At 60.6% G+C, this 13,710-nt stretch carries 12 protein-coding genes; 8 read left to right on the top strand and 4 right to left on the bottom strand.

Translation table 11 applies throughout. The annotated features are described in order from the left end of the window. Positions 1–38: 38 nt before the first annotated feature. Positions 39–1,007 (bottom strand): carbon-nitrogen hydrolase family protein, encoded by a 969-nt coding sequence (locus tag BM234_RS09630; RefSeq protein WP_092063883.1) that lies wholly within the window; start codon positions 1,005–1,007, stop codon positions 39–41. Between the two features lie 213 nt (positions 1,008–1,220). Next, a complete protein-coding gene (locus tag BM234_RS09625) occupies positions 1,221–1,790 on the bottom strand; it encodes a cupin domain-containing protein (protein WP_092063880.1) in 570 nt (189 codons plus the stop codon). A 165-nt stretch (positions 1,791–1,955) separates the two neighbouring features. Here BM234_RS09625 and gabT point away from each other — a divergent pair, with 165 nt between their 5' ends. Further along, positions 1,956–3,347, top strand: coding sequence for a 4-aminobutyrate--2-oxoglutarate transaminase (gabT, locus tag BM234_RS09620; RefSeq protein WP_092063877.1), 1,392 nt, complete (start codon positions 1,956–1,958; stop codon positions 3,345–3,347). A 36-nt stretch (positions 3,348–3,383) separates the two neighbouring features. Here the strand turns inward: gabT and BM234_RS09615 are convergent, their stop codons facing one another. After that, positions 3,384–4,055, bottom strand: coding sequence for a GntR family transcriptional regulator (locus BM234_RS09615; RefSeq protein WP_092063874.1), 672 nt, complete (start codon positions 4,053–4,055; stop codon positions 3,384–3,386). Next, positions 4,052–6,961: an FAD-binding and (Fe-S)-binding domain-containing protein gene (locus BM234_RS09610; protein ID WP_092063869.1), complete on the bottom strand. Its 2,910-nt coding sequence runs from the start codon at positions 6,959–6,961 to the stop codon at positions 4,052–4,054. The genes BM234_RS09615 and BM234_RS09610 overlap by 4 nt, the downstream gene beginning before the upstream one ends. 129 nt (positions 6,962–7,090) lie before the next feature. Here BM234_RS09610 and BM234_RS09605 point away from each other — a divergent pair, with 129 nt between their 5' ends. The 7 genes from BM234_RS09605 to BM234_RS09575 all read left to right on the top strand — a co-directional run bounded on the left by BM234_RS09605 (position 7,091) and on the right by BM234_RS09575 (position 13,710). After that, complete coding sequence (locus BM234_RS09605; RefSeq protein ID WP_092063866.1) at positions 7,091–8,278, top strand: pyridoxal-phosphate-dependent aminotransferase family protein; 1,188 nt, start codon at positions 7,091–7,093, stop codon at positions 8,276–8,278. A 102-nt stretch (positions 8,279–8,380) separates the two neighbouring features. Next, positions 8,381–9,361: a TRAP transporter substrate-binding protein gene (locus tag BM234_RS09600; RefSeq protein WP_092063863.1), complete on the top strand. Its 981-nt coding sequence runs from the start codon at positions 8,381–8,383 to the stop codon at positions 9,359–9,361. A gap of 71 nt (positions 9,362–9,432) precedes the next feature. Further along, entirely contained in the window at positions 9,433–9,984 is a 552-nt protein-coding gene (locus BM234_RS09595; RefSeq protein ID WP_092063860.1) for a TRAP transporter small permease, read from the top strand. Continuing rightward, entirely contained in the window at positions 9,981–11,261 is a 1,281-nt protein-coding gene (locus BM234_RS09590; protein WP_092063857.1) for a TRAP transporter large permease, read from the top strand. Before BM234_RS09595 ends, BM234_RS09590 begins: the two co-directional genes overlap by 4 nt. Positions 11,262–11,264: 3 nt before the next feature. Then, positions 11,265–12,038, top strand: coding sequence for an enoyl-CoA hydratase/isomerase family protein (locus BM234_RS09585; RefSeq protein WP_092063854.1), 774 nt, complete (start codon positions 11,265–11,267; stop codon positions 12,036–12,038). Beyond that, positions 12,035–13,246, top strand: a complete 1,212-nt coding sequence (locus BM234_RS09580; protein WP_092063851.1) for a CaiB/BaiF CoA transferase family protein — start codon at positions 12,035–12,037, stop codon at positions 13,244–13,246. Before BM234_RS09585 ends, BM234_RS09580 begins: the two co-directional genes overlap by 4 nt. 200 nt (positions 13,247–13,446) lie before the next feature. Beyond that, positions 13,447–13,710 (top strand): PepSY domain-containing protein, encoded by a 264-nt coding sequence (locus tag BM234_RS09575; RefSeq protein ID WP_092063848.1) that lies wholly within the window; start codon positions 13,447–13,449, stop codon positions 13,708–13,710.

The raw sequence follows: 13,710 nt of genomic DNA, 5'->3' as shown, positions 1-13,710 counted from the left end.
TACGTCGTTTCCGGGCGCCGGGAGGCGCCCGGCAGAACTTATTCTGTGCCTGCGATCCGCTTGAACATGGGGATCGGATCGGTTGGCGCTCCGCCGGGACTGTCGGCTGCGAGCGCGGTGCGTGGGTCCGCCATGTTCACCCCGGCGTTCGAGCCTTGATGCGGGGTCTGGAGTGGGCCGAGTGTATGCAGATAGGCATCCGCCCCGCTGGTCCGGTCATAGATGGGGAAATCCGCTTCACGGTCGCGGAAACTCTTGAGAACCTGTCCAAGGCCCTTGAGCCCGGCTTCCCGTTGTCGCCGTACAAGATCGAGGTCGATCTCGATGGGGAACATGTCTTCCTGTCCGGCCGATTGATGCAGGACGAGTGAAGTTGGATCCACCACGAGGGAGCGTCCGACGCCGCCCGCGCCGAGGCCGTTCACATCGAAGACATAGCACTGGAACTGCGCCGCAGTGGCTCGTGCAATTGAGATTTCCGCCTCGCGGTCAGTTGTCCCCGTCAGGACCGGATGCAGCAGCACCTCAACACCCTGGCTGGTCAGTTGCCGCGTCGTTTCGGGGAACCAGATATCGTAGCAAATGGACAGCCCGAAGCGACCCACTTCTGGAACGTCAAAGACGCAGAAATCCGTCCCGGAGGAGATACCCGCCTCATAGGGCTTGAACGGGAACATCTTGGAGTAGCGCGCGACGATCTCACCCAGTGGGTTGATTACGACGGAGGTGTTCAGAATGCGGCCGTCGGCGGTTTTTTCGAACATGGAACCGGGGATGAGCCAGATACCATAGCGCCGAGCATCTTCTTGGAACTGCGCAATGGCGTCGTTCGGAAAAGGCTGGGCGAAGCGATCCAACGGGCCGTAGGGCGCAAGCTCCGAGAAAAGGACCATCTGGGTCCATGGGAAGCGGGCCATCAGGATCTCGATCCTGTGCCGCATCGCCTCTACGTTGGATGTGAGCGCGGCGACGTTCATTTGAATGCCGGCAATCGCGAAGGGGGTCATGTGTTATTCGTCTCCAAAAATTTGCCTCCCGGATCGGCCAATCTGTACACAACTCCGCGCCGGCTCCAGCGCCGGGCACACCACAAGCGGGCGCGTCCGTCGAATTGTCGTTCTGTGATGCGCTTGGCCTCACTCGACGTCCATCGCTCCGGTTTCCCCTATGGACGACGTTATCATCTAGTTCCAATCTTCCAACAGTAAATCGTTAATCCCTCAGAAGGTCGGTGGTGTGCAGGCGCTGACGATCACGCAATCGACTTCCCCGATGTTGCGGAAACGGTGAGGCAGTCTGCTGTCGAAAAGATAGCCGTCGCCGGGGTTCAGGATGCGCACCTGATCGTCCACGGTAATTTCGATGATGCCGGACACGACCACTCCCGCTTCTTCCGCATTGTGCGAGAGCAGGTCTGGCCCGGTATCCGCCCCCGGGGGGTAGGTTTCGTGCAGCACCTGCAACGTATGGCGCGAGGCATCGCCGATTTGCCGAAGCGAAACGCGGGATGCCCCGGCGCCCAGCCCGGCATCCTGAGGGGACAGTTCCACGAATTCGTCCGCGGCATAGAAATATTTCGGCGATCCGGCGTCTTCGACATCGGCGAAAAAATCAGAGAGCGACATGGAGATGGCATCCAGCAGACGCTTTAGAGACGCCACAGAGGGGCTGCTCTTGTTTTGTTCGATGAGAGATATGGCCCCGTTGGTCATACCGGAACGGCCCGCGAGGTCACGTTGCGACATGCCCCGCATTTCTCGAACCTGCCTTAGACGACCGCCAATATCCACCTGCTGCCCCTTTAAGTTTAGCGCCTGATAGGAAAATTAAGCGCAGGTTTCGCAAGATGGTCAATACTTCAACGATATTTTGTATGGTAGGCGCCTCTGGGTGCCGTTGACAATTATAATCATCGGTCAATAATAATACTAATCGTGTATTTTGCGGAGCGTGCTATGTCGACCCTCGAAGCCAAAACCAAGACTCCCCGTCGCCGTTCGACCCCCCGCAAGGGGAAAGCCGCGGCACAGCCTGCACCGGCAATTGCCGGGCAGACCAATGCCGACCTTCTGGCCCGACGCGAGGCTGCCGTGCCGCGCGGGGTTGCCTCCGCCGCCCCGGTTTTTGCCGCACGCGCCGAGAATTCGGAGCTTTGGGATGTCGAGGGGAACCGGTACATTGATTTCGCGGGTGGCATTGCGGTCCTGAACACCGGGCATCGGCATCCTTCCGTCGTAGCCGCCGCCAAGGCGCAGGAAGACCTCTATACGCATACCAGCTTTCAGGTCGTTCCTTATGAGCCCTATGTGGCGCTAGCCGAGAAGCTGAATGCGCTCGCGCCGGGTGATTTCGCCAAAAAGACGCTTCTTGTAACGACTGGTGCCGAGGCGGTGGAGAACGCTGTGAAGATCGCGCGTGCAGCGACGGGCCGCCCCGGTGTCATCGCCTTCACCGGCGGGTATCACGGGCGTACCCTTCTCACGCTTGGCCTCACCGGAAAGGTATCGCCGTACAAGAAGGACGTCGGCCCGTTCCCGTCGGATATCTTCCGTGCGCCATTCCCGGACACGCGCACAGGCGTGACTGTTGAGGATGCGCTGAAGGGCCTCGAAACTCTGATGCTCACCGATGCGGATCCGTCGCGCATCGCCGCCATCATTCTGGAGCCGGTTCTGGGGGAGGGCGGGTATCTGCCCGTACCTGCGGAAATGTGGCGCGCCCTGCGCTCAATCTGTGACAAGCATGGCATCCTGCTTATCGCAGACGAGATTCAGGCCGGGTTCGGCCGGACGGGCAAGTGGTTTGCCATCGAGCATTCCGGTGTCGCGCCCGACCTTATCACCGTGGCCAAATCCATGGCGGGTGGCTATCCCGTCGCCGGCGTGATCGGACGCGCCGAGGTCATGGATGCGCTCGCGCCCGGCGGTCTCGGCGGCACCTATGGGGGTAACCCGGTGGCGTGCGCAGCAGCGCTCGCAGCGATCGAGGCAATCGAAGCCGAGGGCCTTCTGGCGCGGTCGGCGGCCATGGGCTCTCGGTTCCGGGAACGTTTTGCGGAAATCGGTGCGCGTACCGCTCCCTACCGCATGTGGGATATTCGCGGGTTGGGCGCGATGCTGGCGGTGGAGTTCGTGACCGACTTTGAGACCGCAACGCCGGATGCGGCCCTCACGAAATCGATCATCGCGCACGCTCTCAGGCGTGGTCTGATCCTGCTGTCTTGTGGCATGCACGGAAACGCACTTCGGATCATGGTTCCGCTCACTGCGTCCGATGCGATCATTGATGAAGGCTTGGCCATTTTTGAGGCCGCGCTTGACGATGCGGTGCGTGAAAGCGCCGTCTGATCTACTGATGGAACCCGCCAAGCGCGGGTTCCATACCTAGCCGGCGATGATGGAATGCAGCTTGTTGAGCATGTGCGCCTTCATCAACTGCCCCAGCCCCCCGGCATCGCGGGCGACCAACGCCTCCGCAATGCGCTCATGCTCCGACACAGCTTCGGTCCAGCGGCGCTGTGTCAAGTTCGCCTGATAACGTGCACGCTGAATTCGGTAGGCGACCAACGCATGGGTGCGCCGAAGACATTCGTTGCCGCTCGCCTCAAGTATCGCGGCATGGATCGCCTGATTGATCGCGAAATAGGTCGGCCTGTCGGCTTCCTCGTGCGAGGTGCGCAGGGCCTGCGTCAGCCTGCGTATCTCTGCGATCTGTGCCTCGCTCGCGGCGGCAGCTGCAAGTTCTCCCGCGAGGCCCTCCAGTGAGGCGAGCACCGGGAAAAGATCGCTCAGTTCCTCTTCGGTCTGACTTGCGATGAAGGCCCCTCTGTTCGGAACAAGATCAATGAGACCTTCGGCCGCCAAAACCTTCATTGCTTCTCGCAACGGGGTTCGAGAAACGCCAAAACGCTCCGTCAGAGCCTTTTCCGGAACCTTCTCGCCGGGGCTCAGTTCCCCTTCGAGGATGATTTCGCGGAGCATATCGGTCAATTCGACCGCAAGAGCCTTGCGCTCCAGTGGGGCCGAGATGGGGTGCTGCGTCGGCTGAAGGCTCATGATGCCACCTCACTTGCCCGGTCATAGAGCTCTGCAATGTGCAAGGCGCGCCGGCCCGTGCCATCGGCGATCTGATGACGGCAGGAGGTGCCGTTGGCAATCAGCAACGTACCGGGATCGGCCGAGCGTACCGCAGGAAAGAGAGAGAGTTCGCCCATGGCTTTTGAGACCTCCGAGGTTTCCGCATCATAGCCGAATGCACCCGCACCCCCGCAACAGCTTGTTTCGATAGTGGTCGCGTCCAGCCCCGGCAGGGCACCCAGAGCGGCATCCATGTCGCCCATGACGCCGGCGGCCTTCTGGTGACAATGGCCGTGGACCTTGGCGCGTTCCACCGTTTCGCGTAATTCGAGCTTGAACCGCCCGGCGGCCTGTTCGCGTGCGACGAATTCTTCAAAGAGAAAGGCGTTTTCGGCAAGCTCGTCCGCTTCGGGGCCGGGCAGCAGCGTGCGGAATTCATCGCGGAGCGTGAGCAGGCAGGAGGGTTCGAGCCCGATGACGGGGCGGCCCGCGCGAATATGTGGGAGTAGGGTTTCAAGCGTCCTGCGAGCTTCTGCACGCGCCTTGTCGATCATGCCAGCCGCGAGATAGGTCCGCCCGCAGCACAGAGGGCGGGCCGCCCGTTCTGTCGCCGCGGGTCCGATGACCCGATACCCTGCCCGTTGCAGTACTCTCACTGCGGCTCTGGGAATATCCGGCTCCATCCAGCGGTTGAACGTATCGGCAAAGAGAACGACCTCACCCGCGTCACCGCCAATTGGTGCGATTTCTGCGTCTCGGAAGAAGTTGCCACGAAACTCCGGCAGCGAGCGATCCCGCGCAAAGCCGAGCATTCGCTCGACGAGGGCCGCCACGATCCGCGAATGATTGCGCATCTTGAACAACCCCCGACCCGCGACGGCGAAGGCGGCATAACGGGGCATCTCGGCGATCAGGCGGTCCTTCACTGACCAGCCGAGTTTCTGGCCGCGCTGATACAGCACTTCGGTTTTCATCTTGGCCATATCGACGCCCGTAGGGCATTCGCGCTGACACGCCTTGCAGCCAACGCAAAGCTTCATCGTCTCTGCCATCTCGTCGCTGAAAAGGGCATCCTTGCCAAGCCGCCCGGACAGGGCCAGCCGAAGCGTGTTGGCCCGCCCGCGCGTCACGTCGCGTTCATTTCGCGTCACGCGATAGCTCGGGCACATCACGCCGCCCTTGAGCTTGCGGCAGGCGCCGTTGTTGTTGCACATTTCCACGGCACCCTGAAGGCCGCCGCTGGCCCCTTGCCAATCGGACCAGTCATGCCCGGTTTCGCGGTCGTCGAAGGTGTAGTCCGGGGGGAAGCGCATCAGGCTGCGGTCATCCATCTTTGGCGGATGGACGATCTTGCCGGGGTTCAGGTGGCCGTCTGGATCGAATGCCGATTTCACCTCTTCAAAGGCACGGACCATCCGTGTGCCGAACATCTTCTCGTGGAATTCCGACCGTACGATGCCGTCGCCATGTTCGCCGGAGTGCGAGCCCTTGTACTCCTTGACCATGTCGAACGCCTCTTCGGCGATGGCCCGCATGGTTTTGACGTCCGCTTCGAGCTTGAGGTTCAACACAGGGCGAACGTGCAGGCAGCCTTCCGATGCGTGCGCATACCAGGTCCCTTCCGTGCCATGCTTGCGGAAGACCGCCGTGAGCCGGTCCGTGTAGTCGCCCAGATGGGCGAGAGGGACGGCGCAATCCTCGACAAAGGACACAGGTTTGCCCGCGCTTTTCATCGACATCATGATGTTCAGGCCGGATTTCCGCACTTCGCCGATTTCGGCGGCGAGGCGACCGTCACGGATTTCGACTGCTCCACCTTCTTTGGCGCCCCCATTGCCGAACCCGAAGCCGAGTGATGCCATCGTATCGTGGAGGGCGGAAACCTTGCGGTCGTTCTCCTCTGGGCTGTCGGCGAATTCCACGAGCAGCAGCGCGGCGGGTGTGCCTTTCACAAAGCTTTCCAGCGTCTTGCGGAACATCGGAATGGACCGAGCGAGGTCGATCATCGTGCTGTCGACCAGTTCCACCGAAGTGGGCCCGAGCGCGACGAGGTGCTGAGCCGCATCCATCGCCGCGCGGAATGTGGGGAAGTGACAGGCCCCAAGGATCTTTTCCGAAGGTGGCAGGGGGGAGAGGCGGATCTCGATTGCGGTCGACACTGCCAAGGTCCCTTCGGACCCGATGAGAAGATGAGCAAGGTTTAGCGGCGAGCCGGGAACCAGAGCGTCGATATTGTACCCGCCAACCCTGCGCTGAACGTCGGGAAAGCGGGCCGCGATTTCGTCCGCTTCGCGCGCGCCGAGGGCGGTCATACGCTCATGCAGGTCACGCCCCGCCAGTTCATGAACGCCTTCGGAAACACGAAAGGAGCTACCGTCCGCCAGATAGCCGGCAATCGAAATCACGTTGTCCCGTGTGGTGCCATACCGCAACGAGCGCGATCCGCAGGAGTTGTTGCCGGTCATACCCCCGATTGTCGCACGGGAGGCGGTCGAGACATCCACCGGGAACCACAGCCCATGAGGTTTCAGGTGGCGGTTGAGATCATCAAGCACGATGCCCGGTTCGACCACAGCGCGCTGACCTTCGATATCCAGTTCCAGAATCCCTGTCAGGTGCCGCGAGCAGTCGACTATCAGGCCTGAATTGACAGTCTGACCGCATTGCGATGTGCCCCCACCTCGCATGGTAACGGGCAGCCCTTCGGTACGGGCGAGGGTAAGAGCCGCCGAGATGTCCTCCGCACGCCGGGGAATAACAACGCCGGCGGGCATGATCTGATAGATCGATGCATCGGTGGAGTAGCGACCGCGGGTGAAGGAATCCCAATGGATTTCCCCCTCTATTTCGCTTGCGAACCGCCCGCGCCCCATCACGTCCAGCATTCCCGGCCCTCCCTGCCGTTGCGGAAATTGTCTTGACTGGATAATGAATTCATAATTCAATTCAAGAAAATTCGTGGCGGCAGGGGATTCCCCGGACAAGCGCCGCGAGACACGGGAGGAGAGACCGAGATGCCAGCCGGACGTCATTTTCTACAGATCCCAGGTCCGTCCAATGTACCTGATCGGGTGCTTCGGGCCATGGACATGCCTGTCATGGATCACCGCGGTCCAGCCTTCGCGGAAGTGGGGCAGCGGGCGCTTGATGGGATGAAGTCCATTTTCAAGACCGAGCAGCGGGTGGTAATTTATCCATCCTCGGGCACGGGCGCCTGGGAAGCGGCTTTGGCCAACACGATGTCGCCGGGTGATACGGTCCTGATGTACGAAACCGGGCATTTTGCCACCCTTTGGAAAGGCTTGGCGGAACGATTGGGGATCAACCCCATCTTTATCGAGGGAGATTGGCGTGGGGGCGCAGATCCGGCGGCGATCGAAGCGCGGCTGCGGGAAGACGCCGGGCATGAGATCAAGGCGGTTTGCGTCGTTCACAACGAAACATCGACCGGCTCCGTTACGGATGTCGCTGCGGTTCGCAAGGCAATCGACGCGGCGGGCCACCCGGCGCTTCTGATGGTGGATACGATTTCCGGCCTTGCTTCGATCGACTTCCGGTTTGACGAATGGGGCGTCGATGTTGCGGTGTCCGGATCGCAAAAGGGTTTGATGCTGCCGCCCGGACTGTCCTTCAACGCGGTGAGCGACAAGGCGACCGCTGTTGCCAAAAATTCGACGATGCCGAAATCATATTGGGCATGGGAAGAAATGGCCGGGCCCAACGCGACGGGATATTTTCCATATACTCCCGCGACCAACCTTCTCTATGGATTGAACGAGGCGGTTGCATTGCTGCACGAGGAGGGGCTCGACAATGTCTTTGCCCGGCATCAGCGTCACGCCGCAGCGACCCGTGCCGCTGTCCAGCATTGGGGACTTGAGGTGCTTTGCGCCAATCCGGCTTGCTATTCGGGTGTCCTGACCGCCGTGATGGTGCCTGAGGGGCATTCTGCGGATGCGTTCCGTTCGACTGCGCTGGCCAACTATGACATTTCGCTGGGCAATGGTTTGTCGAAGGTGGCCGACAAGGTCTTCCGCATTGGGCATCTGGGCGATTTCAACGACCTCATGTTGTGCGGCACGCTTGCGGGCGTCGAAATGGGTTTGCGTGATGCGGGCATTCCGTATCAGGCTGGCGGTGTGCTGGCGGCGATGGATCTGCTCGGACCAGAGGCCGATGCGGCCCGTGCCGCCGCACAATGAAACTGAGGGAACAAGCTCGGACTAAATAACAAGAAGCCCGGCGTGCGACCTTGGGAGGGGGATGGCGCGACCGGGTACAACCAACCAGGGGAGGAGACCCACATGAAACTGACACACGTATTGGCGACAGCGGCAACCGCGGCCATTCTGGCGGGGCAAGGCCATGCCCAGGATATGACACTGCGCTTTGGGCATGTCGGCGCGCCGGGATCGCTGTTTGAGGCGACCGCTGACAACTTCCGCGACTGCTCGAACGCTGCGCTCGGGGACAAGGCGGAGATGCAGACCTACGGGTCATCGCAACTCGGCACCGACAAGGAAATGCTGCAAAAGCTCAAGCTGGGCCAGGCGCAGTTCGCCCTGCCATCTTCGGTCATGTCGTCGGTGGATGATGCCTTTGGCATCTTTGAGATGCCCTATATCATCAAGGATCGCGACCACATGCGCCGTGTTCAGGCGGAGATGATGGACGAGTTTCAGGGTGCCGCTCACGAAAACGGCTATCACATCGTCGGTCTGGCCGAGAACGGCTTTCGCCACATCACCAACAATGTGCGGCCCATCGCCGTGCCCGAGGATCTGAAGGGCGTCAAGCTACGGACACCGAACGGGGCGTGGCGGGTGAAGATGTTCCAGGAATACGGCGCGAACCCGACGCCGATGTCATTCTCCGACGTCTTTACCGCGCTTCAGACGGGTGTGATCGACGGGCAGGAAAACCCCTACGCGCAAATCGCGTCGGCCAAATTCCAGGAGGTGCAGGATTACCTGTCGATCACGGGGCATGTTTACACGCCAGCCTATATCCTCGCCTCGAAGCGGCATTGGGATCAATTGCCTGAAGATGTCCGCGCGGAGCTCGAGACATGCGCAGCGAGCACGCAGGATTTCACCTATGAGCATGCGGCGGCGCTCGAAAGCGAATTGCTTGGCGTGATCCAGGACGCCGGCGTCGAGGTCAACGAGGCCGACAAGGACGCCTTCATCGAAGCATCCAAGCCGATCTACGATGCCTTTGCGGCAGAGGTCGACGGCGGCGGTGAGATGATCGACCGCGTCCTCGCACTCGGCAGCGGCAGCTAAGCGGCGCGCCATATCAGACCGGGCCCCTCGGGGTCCGGTTTTCTTTACATCTCCATCCTCAGGGGCATTCAATGCCAACGATAAACAGACTGGCCCGGGTTCTCGGGAGCCTCCTTGAGTGGTTCACCGTTTCCCTAATGGTCCTGCTGACCTTGACGGTCATAGTGGCCGTCATCGCGCGTCTCATGGGGGCCAGCTTCTCTTGGTACGATGAAGTTGCCGCGATCATGCTGGCTTGGATCACCTACTACGGCGCGGCCCTCGCGGCATTGCGGCGCAGCCATATCGGGTTCGACACCGTCCTTCTTGCCTTGCCTGCGTCGGTGCGTATGCCCGCCGTGCTTGTGGGCGAAGGGATCGTGATCTTGTTCTTTGTCCTCATGGCGAAGGCAGGGTTCGAGGTGCTCGCAATCCTTGACGGCATGATGCTGACCTCGCTGACATGGGTACCCATCCAGTTTACGCAATCCGTGATCCCCATCGGAGCCATCCTGTTCATATTAGGCCAACTGCTCAGCTTGCCGGACTACTGGGCCAAGACAAAGGCGGGGATATCTCTGGAACACGCCGAAATCGAAGAAGAGGTCGAGATGGAACTCGCCAAGAATGAGGGTCGTGCCTGATGATGTTCCTTATTTTCATCGCCATGGTGGCCATGATCTGCATCAACGTGCCGATCGCAGTCGCGCTCGCCATGGCTGGGGTGATCGGTCTGTTGCTCAACGAGGGCACCGGCAGCCTCGTGAATATCGCTCTCGATATGTACAACGGCTCGACGAAATTCTCGCTAATCGCCATTCCGATGTTCGTGCTGGCGGGGGCCATCATGAACGCAGGCGGCATCACCGACAGGCTGATAAACTTCGTTTCCGCGATCATCGGTTTCATCCGGGGCGGGCTTGCCATGGTGAATATCGGCGTCTCGCTTTTCTTCGCGGAAATCTCCGGATCTGCCGTTGCGGATGTGGCTGCCATGGGCTCCATCCTCATCCCGCAGATGAAGAAGCGGGGCTATTCCAAGGAGCTCTCCGCGGCGGTGACGTCTTCCTCCGCCTCGCTCGCCATCATCATTCCGCCCTCGATCCCGATGATCCTCTATGCGGCCTCGTCCAACACCTCGGTCGAGCAACTTTTCGTTGCGGGTGTCGTCCCTGGCTTGCTGGGCGCGGGGGGCCTCATGATCGTGGCTTACATCTTCGCGCGGCGCTATGACCTGCCGACCGAAGAAGCGTTCAACATGCCGCGTCTGCGGGAAACCTTCATGGATGCCTTGCCGGCATTCGCACTGCCAGTGATCATTTTGGGCGGTATTTTCGGGGGGTTCGTGACGGCGACAGAAGCGGCCGGACTTGCGGTGATCGCCGCTATCGTGGTGGCTGCGTGGTACCGCAACGTTGACTTCAAACACCTGCGTCAAGCCATGCTGGATGGTGGCATCCAGACGGCCGTCGTCATGTTACTCGTAGCGGCCTCTGTCCTGATCGGCGGCTTTCTGACCCGCGCGCAAATCCCGCAACAGATGGCCTCCGCGATTTTGGAGATTACTCAGCAACAATGGGCGATCCTGCTGATCCTCAACGTTTTCTTCCTTGTCGTCGGGTTCTTTTTGCACTCCGCCGCCGCGATCATACTCGTGGTGCCGATCGTCATACCGCTGGTCACGGCGGCAGGGATTGATCCGGTTCACTTCGGTCTCGTGGTGACACTCAACCTCGCCATCGGCCAGCAGACCCCCCCGGTTGCCTCGGTGCTCATCACCGCTTGCTCGGTGGCGCGCGCCAATATCTGGGAGGTGTCCAAGGTCAACATCTGGTTCGTGGGTGTCCTGCTCTTCGTGCTGTTCCTATGCACCTATGTGCCGGCTGTGCCGCTCTTCCTCGTCGAATATTTCTATAGGTGACGCATGAATGAGATATTACGCGAAACGAGGGACGGCGTTGTCTGGGTGCAGTTCAACCGGCCGGAGGCGCGCAACGCGCTGACCTTCGGCATGTATGAGGAATTGGCAAACCTCTGTGCCGAAGTTCCTACGGACAGATCGGTTCGTGCCGTTGTGATTTCCGGTGCGGGCGGACGGGCCTTTGCGGCTGGCACCGACATGACGCAGTTCCGCGCATTCGAGAAGCCGCAGGACGCGCTTGATTATGAAGCGCGCATCGACGCGGTGCTGACCGCCGTCGAGAAGTGCCCGGTTCCTACAATCGCTGCGATCAACGGGGCCTGCACAGGTGGGGGCGCCTCCATCGCGGGGGCATGTGATATCCGCATTGCCTCCGCCAATCTCAAGTTCGGGTTCCCCATTGCACGCACGCTCGGCAACACTCTTTCAGCAGTCAACCTACGGCGTCTTTCCGGGTTGATGGGAGAGGGCCGGGTACGGGAGGTCCTGTTTACCGCGCGACTGGTCGGCGCGGAGGAAGCCCGCGAGGTCGGTCTGATCTCCGAGGTGTTGCCGGATGAAGCCGCGCTCATGGCCCGGGCGGACGAACTTGCCCGGCATCTGGGTGAGATGGCCCCCATCACATTGCGCACGATCAAGGAAGCGATGCGCCGCAACCGGCTTGAGCCCGCGCCCGACGATTCCGACCTCGTGAAGGAGGCATACATGAGCGAGGATTTCGAAGCCGGGCGTGAGGCATTTCTATCAAAGACGAAACCGATCTGGAGAGGCAAATGACACAAGGGCCGCTAAAGGGCATGAAGGTCATCGAGCTTGCCCATATCATGGCCGGACCTGCCTGCGGGCTTATGTTGGCTGACATGGGGGCGGATGTCATCAAGGTGGAAAAGCCCGACGGCGATGACAGCCGACGATTTTTGCCCCCCGACATCGGCGGGGAGTCTGCGGCATACCTGATGATGAACCGAAACAAGCGCGGCGTGGCGCTCAATCTCAAGGAACCCGCCGCCAGAGAGGCGCTCTACCGCATGTTGCTTGATGCGGACGTTGTCATCGAGAACTACAGAATGGGAACGATGGAGAAGCTCGGGTTCGGCTATGAGGCGCTTCGCGCAAAGAACCCCAAGCTGATCTATTGTGCGATTTCGGGCTTTGGGCGCACCGGGCCATACGCCAATCGCGGGGGGTTCGATCTGATCGCGCAGGGCATGTCGGGCCTGATGTCGATCACGGGGGAGGGGCCAGGGCGACCGCCGGTCAAGACGGGGTCTCCGGTTTCGGACATTACCGCGGGCATTCTGGCGGCGATGGGGTGCGCTTCGGCCTACGCTCACGCGCTTCAGACCGGGCAGGGGCAGGTGGTCGATACATCTCTTTTCGAGGCGGGCATCACGCTCACCTATTGGCAATCGGCCATCGCCTTTGCCACGGGGGAGGCGCCGGGCCCCATGGGATCGGCCCATCCGCTCAATGCACCCTATCAGGCATTCCCGACCAGCAACGGATGGATCAACGTCGGCGCGGCAAATCAAAGAAACTGGTTGCGCTTTCTCGAGGTGATCGGCGCGCCGCAGCTCAATGACGATCCTCGTTTCAACAGCAACCTCCACCGGATGCAGAATCTGACCGAGCTGTCCGCAATGCTGGAGGGGTACACAGTTCGCGAGAGCACGGAGACATGGCTTGAGCGCATGGAAGCTGCGGGGCTTCCTGCGGGACCGGTATTGAATGTGCGCGAAATGCACGCCGATCCGCAAGCGCAGGCCCGTCAGATGATCGTGGAGACGCAGCACCCGAAGGCGGGCAGGGTGCAGGGTATCGGATTTCCGATCAAATATTCCGAAACGCCTGCTGTTACCCCCGCGCCTGCACCACTTTTGGGACAGCACACCGCCGAGGTTCTGCGGGAGTTTGGATACTCCTCTTCGGAAATCAGCGACATGAGCGACGCGGGTGCGTGTATCTGCGCCGAGGTTGCGGCCTAGAGATCGGACTAGAACCAGCAAACGGCAGTCACAGTAAGCTGAACCACTAAAACACTTGGCGATTTGATGAAGGCCCCCGTCCCGTGACGCGGGGCTTTCGACGCATTTTAGGGAGATTCCACTGCAAGAAGGCACGTAGCTTAACGATCCCTTGGCGATCACCTCACTAAGTTGAACCGGTGTAAAAAGTGGGTGAAATCATGCGTCGATTTGGAATTGTTGGGTTGTCGTTCTGCATTCTGGCCGGTCCTGCTGTCGCTTTGGATATCTGTGAAGGTGGTCCTCGCAGCGAGTGGATGACCGAGGAGGCCGTACACGCGCGAGTTTTGGAACTTGGATATACCGGTAGCCATGTCCTCGCGATCGAGGACGGTTGCATCGAAGTGAAATTGATCCATGACGGCAAGCGTCTTGAGATCTATCTCGAACCGATCACTGGCGCCGTCGCCAAGATCAAGGACTGA

Origin of the sequence: Poseidonocella pacifica (assembly GCF_900111875.1) — a bacterium.
In the GTDB taxonomy this organism is placed as follows: domain Bacteria; phylum Pseudomonadota; class Alphaproteobacteria; order Rhodobacterales; family Rhodobacteraceae; genus Poseidonocella; species Poseidonocella pacifica.
Note: the sequence above shows the minus strand (reverse complement) of the source record. Positions and strands in the feature narration are given on the sequence as shown.